Source organism: Pectobacterium sp. IFB5596 (assembly GCF_021432585.1).
Lineage (GTDB): Bacteria > Pseudomonadota > Gammaproteobacteria > Enterobacterales > Enterobacteriaceae > Pectobacterium > Pectobacterium punjabense.
On sequence record NZ_LXFY01000003.1, the window covers coordinates 40,403 to 57,862 of the forward strand.

Here is a 17,460-nt window from a genome sequence, read left to right on the forward strand (position 1 = left end):
TGCGTTCAATCTGAAAAATTCGTATAGATTGACTGGATTTCTTCATGAAAAAAGCCACGATAGAGCAGATATCGCTGATGTTTGACTTTGTCTTTCCATTCATCGGACAGAGGATGCCCGAATTTCCGTTCCACAACCGATTTAGCAAGCGCACACCAGTCAATATCACTCTCGTTCAACGCCGTGGCTAATAGTGTTTTATCGATTCCTTTCTGGCTCAACTCCATTTTAATCCGCTGGACACCATAGCCTTTGCGACTCCGGCTGCTGATATAGCGGCGAGCATAGCGCGCATCATCCAGCCAACCATGCTCCTTGCAATAAGCAATAGCCGCTTCCACATCTTCTGCCGCAGCTTGGGCTGTGGCTCCGTCGACTTCACCCTCTACGCTTTCTGACTTATATAAATACGCCGCACATTTGCGGCGTATTTCAACTTCACTATAATCGCGAACAGAAAGCACATTCATCGCATAGCGTAACGGTTTATTCATCCATCGATCCGCTGACATGCTCTATCACGGGTAATTCAACCACCATTAAAATTCTTCGTTGCCTTCGCCTGCGAATTCATCTTCGTCATGGCTATTACCTGCTGCCGCGGGCGTTAGCTCATTGCCTTTATGCAGCAGCATTTCACGCAATTTTTTATCCAGCTCAGCAGCAATCGCAGGATTTTCTTTCAGGAAATTACAGGCATTCGCTTTACCCTGGCCGATCTTGTCGCCGTTATAGCTATACCAAGCACCGGCTTTTTCGATCAGTTTGTGTTTCACACCCAGATCAACCAGCTCGCCGTGGATATTGATGCCTTCGCCGTACAAAATTTGGAACTCAGCCTGCTTAAACGGCGCCGCGACTTTATTCTTCACAACTTTAACACGCGTTTCGCTGCCGACAACTTCTTCACCTTCCTTGATAGCGCCAGTACGACGAATATCTAAACGAACAGAAGCGTAAAATTTCAGGGCATTACCGCCAGTGGTGGTTTCAGGGTTACCAAACATCACGCCAATTTTCATACGGATCTGGTTGATGAAGATCAGCAGCGTATTGGCTTGCTTCAGGTTACCCGCCAGCTTACGCATAGCTTGGCTCATCATACGTGCCGCAAGGCCCATATGAGAGTCACCGATTTCACCTTCAATTTCAGCTTTCGGCGTCAGTGCAGCGACAGAGTCGACAATGATAACGTCAACAGCGCCAGAACGCGTGAGTGCATCACAAATCTCCAACGCCTGCTCGCCGGTATCCGGCTGAGAACACAGCAGGTTATCAATATCTACGCCCAGCTTTTTCGCATAAATGGGGTCCAACGCATGTTCAGCATCGATGAACGCACAGGTTTTACCTTCGCGCTGAGCAGCAGCGATCACCTGTAGAGTCAGCGTGGTTTTACCGGAAGATTCTGGGCCATAGATCTCAACGATGCGCCCCATAGGTAAACCGCCGGCACCCAGAGCAATATCAAGGGACAAAGAGCCTGTAGAAATAGTTTCAACATCCATTGAGCGATCCTCGCCCAACCGCATGATAGAACCTTTACCAAATTGCTTTTCGATTTGGCCCAGTGCTGCCGCAAGTGCCTTTTGTTTGTTCTCATCAATAGCCATTTCTGCTCCTGTCATGCGGCGTAAAGCTGCTGTCTCTACGCGGCTGCTTAATCATGAATTGCCGAATAATTACTGACATTATACTGTATGCGTATACAGCATCAAGGTTATTTTTTCAGAAATGCGTCGAGCAGCGTTTGCAGCGCAAAATGGACTGATTGCAGACGTACCGCATTTCGGTCTCCGCTAAATCGCATTTTTTGGGCAAATCCCCCGCCCTGCTTGTCGGTGAAGCCGAACCACACTGTACCGACAGGTTTCTCTTCAGTCCCCCCGTCTGGCCCAGCGACGCCACTTACTGATATGGCAAAATCTGCACTGGCGGCCTGCAACGCTCCGGCGGCCATCTCATTGACCACGTCTTCACTCACAGCACCATATCGCTCCAATGTCTCTGCACTCACATTCACCAGACGCTGTTTCGCCAGATTGCTATATGTCACAAAACCATAGTCAAACCAGCCAGAGCTCCCTGCTACATCGGTAATAGACTTAGCCAGCCAGCCTCCAGTGCAAGATTCTGCACATGTCAATGTGGCACCGCGGGCTTTCAGTTTTTCCCCCACCAAAGCACTTAACCGCAGAATGTCTGCTTCTGTCATTGTCGCCTCATAGTAATCAAGGATAGTTTGGTCAGGGTAACACTTTTCCCCAAAAAAGACGCCTCGCTGCACAGTATGCGACGCGCTTAGCAAAGAAGATGAAATAGGGATGAAGAATGAGAGAAACCGAGGAAAACTGAATAGAAATAAATCGGATAATTATGCAGAAAACAGCCTGACCTTAATCATTTATCGGTCGGCAGGTAAAGAAGGTGGCGTAATTAATGATGATAGCATCATTTACATACAACCCGCACAACTGGTGCATCGCCAGTCCTGCTTATTTATGGCCTGAAAAAAATATCTAAAATAACACTCCTCGATAGGAACATTATTATCTTCAAAGCTATCGGCAAGCCAGTCTATATTTCCCAGAATCCAATCATCCTCATCTAATCCGTCACGATAAGTTTCATCATCAGGATCAATAATAGAATAGATCCCCATGGTTCCCATATGATTTTCTTTATATTTTTCCGGTAGCGAAAAATCTTTTTCTTTATAAGAGATTAACCAATGGCCATGGCAAAGCAGGTTGCCATTACGGCTCCACTTGGCAACAAAAGGATTATTCATATTTATTACTCACCAGCGAGAAAGCTGATTATAAACGTAACACGACGAACTTATAAAGTAAATCACGGCAATCAATACATTATTCACAGGACAGAAAACATGGACAAAATTCCATTACACCTTAATAGGTACAATCTCATTAATAATAAATTGACAAATATCAAATAATATAAAAATAAAATATATAAACAGGGAGGTAAAAATAAAAAAAAGCCCACTAATCATAGTGGGCGGGGTATAGCTATTATCGTTATATAAAAACCCTGGTGTTTTGCGGCACTTCATTCGGCTTCTGTCTGATACTTACAGTACTGAATGAACATTAACGTAACATTAGGCGCGTAAAAATTTAGGCTATTGCTGTGATAGCCTGTACCAACATACTGCCAACCTCCTCCAATTTTGCTTCGCTGGTCGATATCAGTCAGAATGGCGTTCATATGCCCATAAAGGGGTAACAATCCATTAGGGAGGATGACGGGTGTTTCCCTCTTTCTTAAGACGAATGGCAGTGAAAAATGGCAGCTATGCCAATGAAATCAGCGGCAGTATCACGATCAATCGGCCGGAAGAATGCTTGTTTGATCTTTGGCGCAAACCGGAAACGTTGCCGATCCTCATGGGCCACTTCGCGAGTATTGAGATACTGAACCATACCGACTCTAACTGGCGAATCAACACACCGATTGGTGCACTCATTGAGTGGCAGGCTCGTATTATTGACGAAAAACCGGGGGAATATATCCACTGGCGTTCACTAGAAGGCGCGCGTGTTCCTAATGAAGGCCGGCTTTCTTTTCGGCCAGCGTCGTCAGAAGCGGGAACAACCGTGACGCTGACTATTCGCTACAATCCACCAGGAGGCTTGATCGGAAAAAAGATCGGCCAAATGTTTGATATGTTTTCTCGCGATATGCTGACTAAAACACTCTATCGTTTTAAAAAATTAGCGGAAGGTGAGTTGGCATAGCGCACCACCGCGACAGGTCATCATTGACCATTTTCCTGAACTGACAAAAGCGCCCCAATAAAGAGGAACGTAGAATGCTGGAATTGATTCAAACCATTGGTCTTGGTCTGGTGTTAATCCTGCCACTCGCGAACCCACTGACGACGGTAGCGGTATTTTTGGCGATGTCCGGCAACATGAGCCAAGGGGAACGCAATCGTCAGATCTTTCAGGCCTCGCTGTATGTCTTCATCATCATGACTGTCGCGTACTATGCGGGTCAGATCGTGATGAATACCTTCGGTATTTCCATTCCCGGGTTACGCATTGCTGGCGGGCTCATCGTGGTATTTATCGGCTTTCGCATGCTTTTTCCTCAGCAAAAACCAGAACATGCGCCCGAAGTCAAAAGCAAAAAAGAAGAAATTAACGACAGCTTCTCAGCCAATGAAGTCAACATCGCCTTCGTTCCACTGGCAATGCCTAGTACTGCCGGGCCTGGCACCATCGCCCTCATCATTAGCTCTGCATCACAAATCAAAAGCGGCGTCGATATTACACCATGGGTGATTACCGTCGCCCCCGTCCTCACGTTTATGTTGATCAGCCTGATCGTCTGGCTCAGTCTGAAAAGCTCTGGCCTGATTATGCGACTGATTGGGAAAAGTGGTATTGAAGCCATTTCACGGCTGATGGGGTTTCTGCTGGTTTGCATGGGTGTACAATTCATCATTAATGGCACACTGGAGATCGTGCATTCTCTCCATTAAGCTGAATGATAATAGCGGTGTCAGCACGTTGCCAAATAGCACGATTAGCGTCTATAACTTTGAATAGCGGGGTTTATTCAACGGCCGTAAGAGATGTTCAGCCCGTGTTACATAACAAATTTTATATAACAATAAGAACGATTAATTTTTGCTTACCTAACGGAAAGTAGGGGCGGCCAATCATGAAAATAAGAAAGCGGTTCCCAGTCAATTTACGTTCACTCATTTTGTCCCTCGCCATTATCAGTATGATCGTTACGCTGACGAATGCTTATATCGCCGTTTATAATGTACAAAAAAAGCTCATTACCGATCAGATACTTAGTTCAAACCTTAATTACTCCACCAAATTAGCGGCCACCACAGAAAGTTTTTTATCTTCCGCACAGCAGGAGTTGGCCTACAGTGCGATATCGATGGCGGATAGTTTTAGCGACGATGATGTGCTGTTAGAGAAAAGCGAACAAACATTCCGCATGAGCCAAAGTTTTAATTCGGTTTTCGTTGCGGATCGCCAGAACCGCATACACACGGTTTACCCAACATCGCTCAACCTGAAAGGGAGCACGCTGACCTCAGATGCCAGCAAGTTAGCGCTAGAGGAAAAAAAAACGTTAATTAGCCAGCCTTATATTTCCGTTACAGGAAATCTCATCGTGCTGGTTTCCTCCCCCATCAAAGATAAGCAAGGCAATTACCTTGGCTACATCGGCGGAACCATTTATTTAAAAAGCAAAAGCGTGTTAAACGAGTTCATGAATACCCATTTCTACAACGATTACTCCAGCGTTTATGTCATCGATAAAAATGGAATTGTTCTCTACCATCAGGATAAACAGTGGGTCGGTAAGCCCGTCAACGACAAGAGAATCAAGGAAGCCTTTCAGAACAAAAAGAGCGGAACGCTTGCCATACCCGATATGCGAGGCACTCCGTCTCTGGCTGGGTTTGATACAGTGGCATCATCAGGCTGGGTTATCATTACCTTACACCCTTATCAAAATGTACTCGATTCACTTAACAACGTCATGCGGTCCGTTTTATACGAAGGTGCACCGGTAATGGCATTAACGCTGATTGCGCTTACCCTACTTGCCTTCTCTATCGCCAACCCTTTGCGCTTGCTGGCCGTTTCTGCCAGTAAAATGGAGGAGCCCGACGTCATTGAAAAAATCAAGAAAGTTCCCTCCTGGTATTTTGAGGTTGACCAACTAAAACGCGTCATTCTTTTCGGTACGGTGTTGTTACACAAGCGGATCGGCAAGCTGAGTTTGCAAGCCCACACCGATCCACTCACCGGGCTACTCAATCGCCGTGGTATCTATGAGAACGTTGAACTCATTCTGTCAAAGAGTGATCAGGTCGCCGCTATCGTGATTGATATTGATCATTTCAAACGCGTCAATGACACCTATGGGCACAATGTCGGCGATGACGTTATCAGGCTGTTGGCTAACAACATAAAACAAGGTTCACGAGAATCCGATCTGATTTGTCGTACGGGTGGGGAGGAATTTCTGGCTCTCCTACCCGATACTGACATGAAGCAAGCCGCCGAGATTGCCGAACGGTTGCGTAAAAAAGTTGAAAGAATGCCACTGCCGATTCCTGAAAACATCACGATTTCATTAGGCGTCACCTGTTTTATTCCAGGAACGGAACAGATAGATAGTATATTGAAAACTGCGGATGACGCCCTCTATCAAGCCAAGCATGAAGGTAGGAATCGAGTCGTTACCAAAATACCCCCCGATCACCCGCTCAAAAAAGATACAAATTAGGTATTCGCAGCGTTAATCTAATCGGCTGAATCGCAGGCAAAAAAAACCCGCACGAGGCGGGTAAGGTCATTCTAATGACAGGGATGGTTAACTACACAACACTCACAGAGATGTGAGGTACTGACAAGGGATGGAAGGACTATAGCAAGCCAAATGTATAGTATTGTCATCAGCAAGTAAGGTTAATCTACTGGTTGTAAAACAACATTGGTGAGGCTTTCCCTTACCGTAATATCTCGCTATTTCAGCCCACTCTTCTAATAGCCATTAGGCATTTTTCGCCTTCATCAACGCGATCAGCAGCGCCATCATTGTCAATATGCTGGCCATCCCGCCGACCATCATCCATCCCCCCTGATGCCAGGCCGCTATCGCAACGGAGGAACCAACAGCACCGCCCAGAAACATACCGCCCATGAATACAGTATTAATTCGGCCTCTGACGGCCTCACCAAGCCCATAAATCACATGCTGATTGGCAATTAGCGTACTTTGGACACCAAGATCGAGCAGCACAACACCGATAATCAGGCCAATAAGGGAATCGAAGCTGATGAATATCCCCCATGAGAGCAGCGTCAACAACGTACCTGCGATCACCACTGGGCGACTACCGACTCGATCAGCCAACTTTCCCGCCAGCGGTGCGACAAGAATGCCAGCCACGCCGATCGCACCAAAGAGACCCGCCGCCGCCGCGCCCATCTGAAAATGCCCGCTTCCCAAATACAGCGCAAGTACGCTCCAAAATGCGCTGAAAGACGCAAACAATAATGCCTGAACCAACGTAGCTTTGCGTAATACACGCTCAATCCGCCATAGTGCCACCAGCGAACGCATCAGTTCACTGTAGCGAATGCTTTGATTCGATGGCAAAGTCGGTAGCATTCTCCCCATCGCCCATGCTCCCGCCAACGCGAGGGGCACACTTAGCCAGAACATCGCACGCCAGCCCGCACTTTCCGCCACCACACCCGCAATCGTACGACTCAGCAAAATTCCACTTAGCAACCCGCTCATCACCGTCCCAACAATCGCGCCACACTGCTTCACATCGGCGAGTGCTGCGGCAACGGGAACAATCTGCTGTGCGGCGGTAGCACCAAAACCAATCAGTAACGAAGCGCTTAACAAGGAAAAAGCCGATGTCGACAATGCAACAAACGCAGAAGCTAGCGCCAACATCAAGAATTGCCAGACAATCAGTCGACGGCGATCAAACTTATCACCGAGGGGAACCAGCAACAGCAACCCGAGCGCATAACCTAATTGCGTTACCGTCGGCATGAGTGAGACCGCGCTACTCGACGTAAAACTTTCGCCTATCACGCCCAGCATCGGCTGGTTGTAGTAGATAGTGGCAACAGAAATACCACTGGCTGCTGCCATTGAGAAAATCAATACCTTGCCGGGAGCATACGGTGTTCCGACATCAACTTCGCTGGATAATGTACTCATCATCATACCTGTTTATGTATTTCCCGCCGGATGTCGGCAAGCGATGAGTGCAGAATAAGACGCCGTGATCATTCCCAGTAGAGCGGTTGAATGAATATCAGCTATTCCGAATGGGAATGAATTAGGAAAAGAGACGTTGAACGAAACCAGTAAAGATTCTGGCACGGGCTGATGTCATACGGCCTCCTGGGTAGACGGCCCACAGATCCATCTTACCTAGCGTCCATGCGTCCAGTGCAGTAATAACCTGTCCGCTTTCAAGCTCTGGTGCAAACATCCATTCAGATGCAACCGTCAACCCTGCGCCAGACAGCACAGCAGCACGCACACCTTCCGCCGCAGAAACACGGATACGCCCATTGGGGAATACCGTGGTCTGTGTTCCATCTTGAGAAAAAATCCAGCGATCGGTTTTCTCTCCCTGCAAATAGATGACAGATGGATACGCAGCCAGTGTATGAGGAGAAGCCGGTATGCCATGAACGGAAAAATAGTTGGGTGTCGCTAACAGGTGCATCGTACACGAGGCCAGCCGCTGTGCGATCAAACTTGAATCCTTCATCTCACCCAAACGCAGTGCTACATCAATACCTTCAGCAATCAGATCGATCGGGCGATCGTCGAGAATAACATCAACGTTGAGCTGCGGATGTTCGGCCATAAACTCATGGAGTCGCGGCATAATATGCAGTCTGGCAAAGGTGACTGGCGCGCAGATGCGCAACCGACCAGACAGCGCGGCATTCCCGCTAACCACACGCTCTTGAGCCTCTCCCAGCATCGTTAACGCGGGAGAGACTTGCTCATAAAAATGCTGTCCGGCTTCTGTTGGCGTCAACCCTCGGGTAGAGCGAATCAACAGCGTAGTTGCCAATTGTTTTTCAAGCTGCATGATCGCTTTAGAAACCGCTGGCTGACCAATACCGAGTCTACGGGACGCGGCGGAAAACGACCCGGTTTCAAAAACGCAGATAAATGTTTCCAACGCGCTCAAGCGATCCATTATCTCTCTTCCGCAAAGGGGTGGCACTGCATCATACCGCAATCCAGACTGGGTAACGCGGACTCACTATCATACCGCCCTTTCAGCAACGGCGAATCACATTCACTTTACCACCGACCCTACGAGGTATTACTCTGGTGGCATGACTTGTCATGACCGGGCGCGCAAATTTTCGCGGAATTTTTCAAAATATTACGAGGCGATGCATGAAACTTTTCATTTACGAACACTGCCCATTCTGTGTCAGAGCCAGAATGATTTTTGGTCTGAAAGATCTGCCAGTTGAGCAATCCGTCATTATGGAAGGCGACGTTGACACGCCCACGCGCATGGTCGGCCGCAAAGTGGTGCCGATTCTTCAGAAAGAAGATGGCAGCTTCATGCCGGAAAGCATGGATATCGTCCACTATGTCGACAGCAAGCAAACACCGTTAATCGCCGACCAACCCGTTGATGCTGAGATTGAAGCCTGGTGTAAGTCCGTTTCCAGCGCGGTATTTAACCTTGCGGTTCCTCGCTTCACGAAAGCGGATTTCAAAGAGCTTTCTACACCAGAAGCGCGTCATGCCTATATCCTGCGTGAAGAAAAAGCCTTCGGCGATCTGGACGCGTTGATAGCAAAAACACCAGAGCTGATTGCAGAAGTGGAGCAGAAACTCGACGTGTTGGAACCGCGTTTGGCAAACGCCAGCGCCATTTCAACCACCGACTTTATTCTATTCCCTATCTTGTTGTCGCTCACGATCGTGAAAGGCGTACAGTTTGGCCCTAACGTACACGCCTACCTTGAGCGAGTATCAACAGCCAGCAAGGTCGCGTTGTTGACCGACAAAGCGCTGTAGGAATAATACGATTCGCAATAGCGTTATGGGGCGCTATTCCACCCCATAACGTGTGACTGATTTCAGTACGTGTTACATGAAATAATGGTTATATGAAATCATAACTATATGAAATGATGACGACATATCGTTACCCTACACATCGGCAGAGATATCCCCAGCCTAGTGCTATTCCGTTCTCCTTTGGTTGACGAGCGCATTGACTTCAGCGTTAATCAGAGCAAATGCATCATGGCTTGCATAATCTGCCTTAATCCATTTTGCGCGCTGTAAGTAGCCTGGGTCCTCCAATATTTCGATAACAGACTGCTTAATTTGCTGTTCACTCGGCGTACTGGTTTGTAAGCTAATCCCGCATTTAGCAAATACCACGCGCGCGGCACTTTCCTGTTTATCTTCACCGACACCAGCCACAATTAATGGAACACCATCTTTCAGTGCGGAATTAATCGAACCATATCCACCATTGGTGATAAATATCGATGCTCTTGGCAGCCAGTCATCATAGGAAAGGAAACTGACCACTCTGGCATTTTCAGGTAATGAGGCTTGTAGCGCATCAACCGAACGCCCCCCAGTGGTCGCCAGTACCCTGACGGGTAAATCCGCGAGGGCGCGCAGCGTTGGCCCGATGAGTTGCTGGAGATCGACATTCGCCAGTGTTCCTTGTGAAACGATAATAAGCGGCCTGCTGTCGTCTGGCGCCCACCATTGCGGAACACGCTCTGCTGCGATGTGATGGGATAATGGCCCAATAAATCGCACACTCTGTGGCAAATCATCCCGCTGGTACTCAAGTTCAGTGGTCGATAATTGCAAGAAACGATCGCAATGACCAATTAGCGCATCCATAAAAGGCTGCTCAAGCGGCTTTCCTCCCGCCTGCACCATCACATCATTAAATACGTGCTGAACGTCGCTCAAGAACCCTCTCGTTTCTTCATCTACCAGTTGTTCATGACTCAGATCGGGCGGCAGCAATTTAGGGGGGATACGGGGCCCATAGAAAACAGAGTCCCGCGACGAATAGGACAGTGGCGTTACGCCAACCGCAATGACCGGTGGCCGCGAGCCAGAAAACAACAGCGGCAAAACACCATAAAAACAATTTTCAACGATGAGCAGGTCGGCATGAGTCTTTGCCAGCGCGTCACGCAATTGACGATCTAGCAATGGAATCGGTGCAGCAAAGAAATTCTTCAGTGCCAAAGCCATCTGCGCGTTGCCTGGCGGCAGCGTGGCTCGCAGAGGGAAGTGCTGCTCAAGTTTCCTGTAGTCGAAATCAATCTCATCACTAAAAGGGATAAAACCGACCCCAGCAGCCTCCGCCTGCTCACGGAACAACGCGCCGCTAAACAGCGTGACATCGTTTCCCTGCTCAACTAAATAGCGAGCGATGGTCAGCAAAGGATAAACATGTCCCGGCGTTGCCATCGCCGCCATGAGAATATGTGCCATGGTGTTTTCCCTTATGCCGCGCTATCAATGCAAGTATTCACGCAAACCGGCGTACCCTGAATATGCACACGTTGCAGATGACGAGCCGAGTGAGCCGTAAAGGCTTCACGTCCATGCAGCAGCGAGAAGTTGTCGGCTATCACAACATCACCCTGTAGCCATTTATGCGCATAATAATAACGGGGATCGTACAAATGCTGCCGTAGCGTCTGGCTAAATGCGCTTTGCGCTTCCAGTGTGACATTATGGTATTCCAGCGCATGCTGGTTGAGAAAACGCTCCCCTTCGGTTGGCGGTTCGTTATAGCGCATAATCTCCCCAACGCCGTTAGGATGAGGAATGATTAATGGGGAAGTCACTTCACCACCATAATGCACAACGGCTTTAATACGATAGGTAATTGAAACACGACGCCACTCATCGACTAACTGTGCATCGGTTTCTGCCAACAAGCGCGTGGTATCAACGAAAGTGGTACGTCCACCTTGATCCTGCCCCGGCGCGGAAACGCAGTGGAACAGTTGAAATTCGGGGATAGTAGGCTTGTACATTCCATCCCAGTGTAGCGGCACATAGCTGTTATCAAAGATATGATCCTTGGTATCCGCATGCTCCTTCACATCCAATATCGCCCCGAAAGGCCACATCATGATTTCTCCCCAGTGGCCAGCATACTCGGTCAACGTTTCAGGATCGGAAAAGCCAGAGGAAAAACCGCGTAATACCAGAAGATGATGCTCACGAGCAAGTTCACGTAGTGTATCGATTGGCAGAGTGGTGATGCCCTGCCCTACTTCAGCAGGCGTCAACAACGCACCAAAAGGGGAAAGCGTTTCAATGCGATAGTTCATGCTATTCTCCATCATGTATATTCCTTTATAAGATGATAATTATCGATATTTCGACGAATGATAAGACGAGAAAAATACGCTTACGCCATATCATGCTGCTTAACGACGTAATAACTCGGCGTACCGCGGATCTCCACGACTTCACCCGCCAACTGCTGTGCATCGGTATTCTTCATGAGCACAAACTGGCCATTAACATTGGCGGCGACACCATGCCAGGGCGTCAACCAATCGTCCTTGGTAGGCATCATATGAATACCCAGCTTCAGGCTGTCCGAGGGCTGAGGGTGAATCGACAGACGAATAGCATCTGGGAAATTTTCAGCAAGCAGGTTGCCCCACGCCCAACTGCGTTGAATAACGCCACACGCACGCTTTTTGGCATCTTTCTGTAACGCCGCATTAGAGCCGGTATAGTCCGGTCGCAGGCTATCTTCATAGAGAAAGCGGGTGATTGAACGGTAAAGCTGCAAGCCCTCTTCGCTCTGCATGAGCTGCGATTTAATGTCTTCTTCTGATTCAGCATAATCCTCAACCAGTCGCTGGCGAAGGTGATCGTAATCAGCAGTAAGCGCAGCCATGTTCTCGACATCCTTGAGATTAAACACACTAAGATGAATAGCACCCAATTCATGCAATAAGTTTTCAATCTCATGCTGGTAGGCATTAATGGTTTCGTCGCTAGTCCCAATCAGATCGCCAAATACGTGCCCATCAGAACAAATACGGATATGGGCTCCAGGCGGGTAATAAAGCTGAATGCGCTGGCATAATGAATTTAGAAATATCAGAGACAAGCGTTCCGCCATGTCCGGTTTCCTACCCAGAACCTTATAAGGGCTAGGCGATTTTACCGGGAACGCAGGTAGAATAAGTTCAATACGGCTATTTTTATCCACGAAAGCACGAATCCTGGGTAATTGAACCTGAGTCACCAAGGCCTCTTCTTCACTAATTGGTTTCGTCGAGTGAGTGAATCTACGCCGATATTGAATTAACTCACTTAATATTAGCGATGAAACTAATTCATTGTTTATTATATCCAAAATAACCTCATTAATTTAAAAAAGAAATTAGCCACATAGATATGACGTAGAAACAATAGAATAAAAAAACCATATAAGTACAAAAAAAATACTGAATAACATATTCAGTATTTTTATTTACACAACTAACAATTCATCATGGTTATCAAATAATAAATAATTAAAAATAAAATCACAAACAAACCTAAAACCAAGATAATTTCTATTTACCTCTAAAATAACACCCCTTCCTACACCAATAAGAAAAAACATATACAAGGTGCAGGAAATAACGTAAAAAACGCGTCCAAACCGCATTCACACAGTTCAAATTCGGCATATTTACAATATAAAAAACAAAATAACTTGGAATTAAAAAATAATTATAAAACCGTAACAGCTAATTAAATCAGATCGAAACCTTACAGTAAGAAAGATATATTTTTCTGATTATTTCGGCATCAGACCGCCATTATACTGATGGCGTCTAACATTGTTGTAATAACTCAATATATAAAGGCTGACAACTGCGTGGCTATCACAGAGTCTGTGTAGTATGAGTAATCTTTATCCGCAACAAGCAGAGCGCATTCCAACCTGAACTCGGGAGAAAAAGACCCGTTTTATTTTCTTCGTCATAAAGCCACCTGTTTTAGGCTGAGGCGAGAGGATTGTCTCTGTTCAGGTGGCCAAATTTACTGTGCCACTACAGCCAATTGATTGGTAATAAAAACACCAATTATATTGATTTATTTGGCTTTTTATCTGATATTGGTTATGACGATACTCGTACGGCAGTTTTCGTGCACTGTGAATGGCTAGTGAAGTTAACTTTTTCCTCGCGTTGATCTGGCAGACATGTCTATCTGGGATAACAGCGATTAGCGACGCAGATTGTCGTTTTAACATAGTAAATGTAGTCTTCGAAAGGTAACCCATTAGATGAGGAACTTACTATGAAAGAATTGCTCAGCTTTGCTATCGGTCTTACTGTTGGGGTTCTTCTGATGAAGAGCCAGAATGCGATAGATAATTTGAAAAAAGAGCTAGAACAAGCCCAGTCTCGTCATTGAAGTTAATGTAGCCTAGAAGATGGGTTACACATGGTGGCACATGATATTCATAATAGATGTTGCCGAATTACTACAATAAATCAAATATTATTAACACAGCATTATGTCAGAACCTAAGGATAGATTATTTCGGCATTTGGCGCTGCTTCGCCTGATACCTCGCGAGCCCAAAAGCATTTCAACTGCCGAGTTATTGCAAAAACTCAAAGACCGGGAATTTGATATCGACCTGCGCACATTACAACGGGATCTTGTTGGCAGACTCGGTGTTGACTTCCCGTTGCTTTGCGATGAGAGCCAGCGCCCTTATCAATGGAGCTTTCCAAAAGAGATGCCTCAATTCGATTTTCCTGCACTGGATGTTTCAACAGCGCTGGCTTTCGTATTTGCAGAAAGTTATTTGGAGAAGTTATTACCGCCTGGTGTACTGCAACATCTCCGGCCTCATTTCGGTATGGCGCATAAGCAGCTACAAGGGTTAGAGCACAATAACCTCACCCGTTGGGCGGAACGTGTACGAGCATTGCCGAATGGTAAGACACTTTTTCCTGCAGAGATAGATGATGCGGTTTGGGAGAAAGTGGCTACCGCGTTGATGCAAAAAAATAAACTTCAAATCAGTTATCTCAGCAGGAGTAAAGGTGAGTCTAAACAGTTATGCATTCAGCCTTTAGGGGTCATTGCCCGCCATTCTATTAGCTATGTTGTCGGGGTTGTTGATGGCTATAGCGATCTACGTCAGTTTGCTTTACAGCGTATTCTTCAGGCACAAGTATTGAATGAGCCAGTAGATCGATATGATGATTTCAATATTGATGATTACATTGCTTCTGGTGCTTTTACATCTGGACATTCTGAGCCCCTTGTTGAATTGATTGCCGATATTCATCCTCAAATAGCTTGGTTGCTGCGCGAAACGCCACTTAGTCATACTCAGCGCTTGGAACCCTTGCCAAACAGTGATTGGCTACGTCTGTATGCGAATATTTCCCCCGACCGTGAAACACTGTGGTGGATTTTAGGGCTTAATGACAATATCCGTGTCTACCAACCCAGTGAATGGGTTGAGGCTATTAGGAAAAAAGTTCAACGAATGGTTCAGATGTATAAATAATAGGATTACTTGATTTATATTTTTTTCTTTGAGGTGATCATGGCTAGGAGTGAGATTTCTTTTGATTTTTGTAATGCCTCTCGCGGGGACATTCTAAATATTTATATTCACGGGTATTCTGCTGTTACCAGCTATGCTGAAGAAAAAGAACTGAAGAAAAAAGTTCCTCTTCGTGCTAGTAATACCACAAATGCCTTTATGTTTTGGCCAGCAGGAAATGCCAAGGATATTGATTATAAGAAATTGGCGGGTTACGCCACGCTGAATATTGCTGCGGCATTAGGGGCGACAACCAGTCTCACATGGGATGCTATAAATAGCTATCTAAATACAGAGAAAAGTATACCTAAACAGGCAAATGAGTTTCTTTCAAAACTAAAGGTATTTATAAAAAAAGAAAAAACAACCTATAAAGAATTGAATTTTTATGGGCACTCGCTAGGTGCCAGAATGATCATTGAGACATTTCTTCAGCTCCCCAATGAATTTAAATCCCTCAATGTAAATAATGTTGTATTTATGGGAGGGGCACGTCCGCTTGAGACGAAAGAGTGTAAGGTAATATTGAATATTATATCCGGCTCTATTTTTAATATCCACTCTGACGGAGATAGAATATTACAGTTTATCAAACCTGACCTAGAAAAATGTATTGGCCGCCATCCTATTAAAGCACCCACCGATAGTATTGAGAGAGTAAAAAACCATGCCTTTCACTGGCTTGGCCACATGGACTATTGGGATAATCTGAATGGTATTATCAATTACTTGAATTTGGATCAGGCGAGTACGCACAGTCTCATTCCTTTGGGCCCACAGGGAAGTCAAGTTGTGAACCCTTTTGCTGTGCAGGATGTTGGATTGTACTTACCTCTGTGCCACGCAAATGGGCAGGAAAAAAAGATACTTGCAGAGCTCTTGTGCCAGAGGAAAAGCGTTTCAATACAAAAAAATGAAACCAATGCTGTAGCATTAACAAACGAGCTCCAACTGATGGGGGGAGATTCAGTTGCTAACAAAGCCAGGGGACATGGCGTTTGCTATCGAGAAATACTGGATGATGCTGCTGAAAAATTGGGCATTCCTCAACGTGAGAACCTTGGGTTCATTTCCTTAGAGGAAGCCATCTATGCAAAAATTGTATCTATTATTCGGGAAAAACTTGAAACGTCTTCTGAGAAAGAAAAAATAGATTATCTTAAGATTTTAGCTAAAACAGGAGAAATTCCTCAGGGTGCATTACATTATTCCGCTCTTTCGTTAAGTGCGCTATTGTCAATAGGCTCACTTATTGCGGGTCGCATCGCAGCGGGCTCTATTCCTATTGTTGGGCAATTTGTAGGGGCCGTGTCTTTATTAGGTTCTGGTGTGACATATTTTAGTGGCCCTGCATTTTCTGTAACCATCCCGTCCATCATGATAATTCATCAAATTCGGAAACGGGTTTCACAAGAAGTCGGTGAGGGTTTTTTGTTTAATGATGAGTCGAGAAAGTAGTAGTCATTAATTATTACGTCATCTAATGTGTCAACCCCCTTTTTCTGTTCATATGGCGACATAGATTGTCGCCACACTCTGTAAAATCATTACCAGACAAACCCAAAAGATGTAATGGTAAGGCCATCTTTTAGAGATAGTTTATCTGCGCATATTTTCTTAAAAACTCCAGACCATTATTTGTAAAGGTTGCGTTATGAATGTTGATATCTTTAGTCGCTGTGCGTTCACTCGTGGTGCATTTGAATGCCTTGGGAATCAGCTAAATACGAATGTTCACATTGCAGTTTTTGATGTTGGTTTATATATAAGTGATTATCAAGAATATTTTCATGAGGGAAAATACGCTCTTATTATCGTCTTAAATGCACGAAAGCACCCCCCTATTTCTGTATCGAGAAAAATTATTTTACTCTCCAAATCAACACCACTAAAGAAAATAATAAGAACAATTCGTTCATATTTATTGAAACGATGTGAATTTAGTCAAGTAGCATTAAATTCTCGCGAACGTTTATATTATAAATATTGGCTAGAGGGAAAAACTACGGCGGCAATCGCAATTACAATGAGCGAAAGCATTAAAACAGTAAGTAATATAAAACAAAGTATCTATCGAAAGTATGATACCAGCGACCTTTATACTTTTATGCTAATAATGAAAATCTCACAAATTAACAGCAATGTTGATTGTCACCATTACAAACTGTCTGATGGCATAGAAATAAAAAACCCTCCCCTAAAAAGGAGAAAAAACGCACAATTCAACAGTAGCGTAAACGCGACAATGCATGTCGATTTTTACTCAAGTGCTTAAGATTTTAGCCGATAACTCCTAAGTCAAATTG

16 protein-coding genes are annotated in these 17,460 nt (G+C 45.6%); 7 read left to right on the forward strand and 9 right to left on the reverse strand.

The genetic code is table 11. The annotated features are described in order from the left end of the window. Window positions 1-5: 5 nt before the first annotated feature. The 4 genes from recX to A6301_RS05230 form a co-directional block, all read right to left on the reverse strand. Window positions 6-494, reverse strand: coding sequence for a recombination regulator RecX (gene recX, locus A6301_RS05215; RefSeq protein WP_107169148.1), 489 nt, complete (start codon window positions 492-494; stop codon window positions 6-8). A gap of 45 nt (window positions 495-539) precedes the next feature. Further along, window positions 540-1,613, reverse strand: a complete 1,074-nt coding sequence (gene recA, locus A6301_RS05220; RefSeq protein WP_010285348.1) for a recombinase RecA — start codon at window positions 1,611-1,613, stop codon at window positions 540-542. Window positions 1,614-1,720: 107 nt separating this feature from the next. Continuing rightward, on the reverse strand, window positions 1,721-2,215 hold the full coding sequence (gene pncC, locus A6301_RS05225; protein WP_205540092.1) for a nicotinamide-nucleotide amidase: 495 nt from the start codon (window positions 2,213-2,215) through the stop codon (window positions 1,721-1,723). Between the two features lie 240 nt (window positions 2,216-2,455). Then, complete coding sequence (locus A6301_RS05230; RefSeq protein WP_107169146.1) at window positions 2,456-2,791, reverse strand: hypothetical protein; 336 nt, start codon at window positions 2,789-2,791, stop codon at window positions 2,456-2,458. A 481-nt stretch (window positions 2,792-3,272) separates the two neighbouring features. On the opposite strand from A6301_RS05230, the gene A6301_RS05235 reads away from it, so the two are divergent. From A6301_RS05235 to A6301_RS05245, 3 genes are all read left to right on the forward strand, one after another. Then, entirely contained in the window at window positions 3,273-3,761 is a 489-nt protein-coding gene (locus A6301_RS05235; protein ID WP_107169145.1) for an SRPBCC family protein, read from the forward strand. A gap of 74 nt (window positions 3,762-3,835) precedes the next feature. Further along, a complete protein-coding gene (locus A6301_RS05240; protein ID WP_039307942.1) occupies window positions 3,836-4,510 on the forward strand; it encodes a MarC family NAAT transporter in 675 nt (224 codons plus the stop codon). Window positions 4,511-4,692: 182 nt separating this feature from the next. Then, complete coding sequence (locus tag A6301_RS05245) at window positions 4,693-6,291, forward strand: sensor domain-containing diguanylate cyclase (RefSeq protein WP_234257272.1); 1,599 nt, start codon at window positions 4,693-4,695, stop codon at window positions 6,289-6,291. 267 nt (window positions 6,292-6,558) lie between these two features. On the opposite strand, the gene A6301_RS05250 is transcribed toward A6301_RS05245, so the two are convergent. Together A6301_RS05250 and A6301_RS05255 are read right to left on the reverse strand one after the other, a co-directional pair. Continuing rightward, window positions 6,559-7,749, reverse strand: coding sequence for an MFS transporter (locus A6301_RS05250; RefSeq protein ID WP_370642176.1), 1,191 nt, complete (start codon window positions 7,747-7,749; stop codon window positions 6,559-6,561). 121 nt (window positions 7,750-7,870) lie between these two features. Then, the gene (locus A6301_RS05255; protein ID WP_107169142.1) at window positions 7,871-8,752 is read right to left on the reverse strand and encodes a LysR family transcriptional regulator; all 882 of its coding nucleotides are present in this window, start codon (window positions 8,750-8,752) and stop codon (window positions 7,871-7,873) included. Between the two features lie 206 nt (window positions 8,753-8,958). Between A6301_RS05255 and grxB the strand changes: the two genes are divergently transcribed. Further along, a complete protein-coding gene (gene grxB / locus A6301_RS05260; RefSeq protein WP_215483698.1) occupies window positions 8,959-9,594 on the forward strand; it encodes a glutaredoxin 2 in 636 nt (211 codons plus the stop codon). A 168-nt stretch (window positions 9,595-9,762) separates the two neighbouring features. Here the strand turns inward: grxB and A6301_RS05265 are convergent, their stop codons facing one another. From A6301_RS05265 to pvcA, 3 genes are all read right to left on the reverse strand, one after another. Next, window positions 9,763-11,052: a glycosyltransferase gene (locus A6301_RS05265; RefSeq protein WP_234257274.1), complete on the reverse strand. Its 1,290-nt coding sequence runs from the start codon at window positions 11,050-11,052 to the stop codon at window positions 9,763-9,765. Window positions 11,053-11,063: 11 nt separating this feature from the next. Next, the gene (locus A6301_RS05270) at window positions 11,064-11,915 is read right to left on the reverse strand and encodes a TauD/TfdA family dioxygenase (protein ID WP_234257317.1); all 852 of its coding nucleotides are present in this window, start codon (window positions 11,913-11,915) and stop codon (window positions 11,064-11,066) included. 68 nt (window positions 11,916-11,983) lie between these two features. Continuing rightward, the gene (gene pvcA / locus A6301_RS05275; RefSeq protein ID WP_107169139.1) at window positions 11,984-12,949 is read right to left on the reverse strand and encodes an L-tyrosine isonitrile synthase; all 966 of its coding nucleotides are present in this window, start codon (window positions 12,947-12,949) and stop codon (window positions 11,984-11,986) included. Window positions 12,950-14,104: 1,155 nt separating this feature from the next. Here pvcA and A6301_RS05280 point away from each other — a divergent pair. The 3 genes from A6301_RS05280 to A6301_RS05290 all read left to right on the forward strand — a co-directional run bounded on the left by A6301_RS05280 (window position 14,105) and on the right by A6301_RS05290 (window position 17,429). Beyond that, a complete protein-coding gene (locus A6301_RS05280; protein ID WP_107169138.1) occupies window positions 14,105-15,115 on the forward strand; it encodes a YafY family protein in 1,011 nt (336 codons plus the stop codon). Between the two features lie 39 nt (window positions 15,116-15,154). Further along, the gene (locus A6301_RS05285) at window positions 15,155-16,612 is read left to right on the forward strand and encodes a DUF726 domain-containing protein (protein ID WP_205540098.1); all 1,458 of its coding nucleotides are present in this window, start codon (window positions 15,155-15,157) and stop codon (window positions 16,610-16,612) included. Window positions 16,613-16,808: 196 nt separating this feature from the next. Then, window positions 16,809-17,429: a LuxR C-terminal-related transcriptional regulator gene (locus tag A6301_RS05290; RefSeq protein WP_234257275.1), complete on the forward strand. Its 621-nt coding sequence runs from the start codon at window positions 16,809-16,811 to the stop codon at window positions 17,427-17,429. Window positions 17,430-17,460 lie beyond the last annotated feature (31 nt).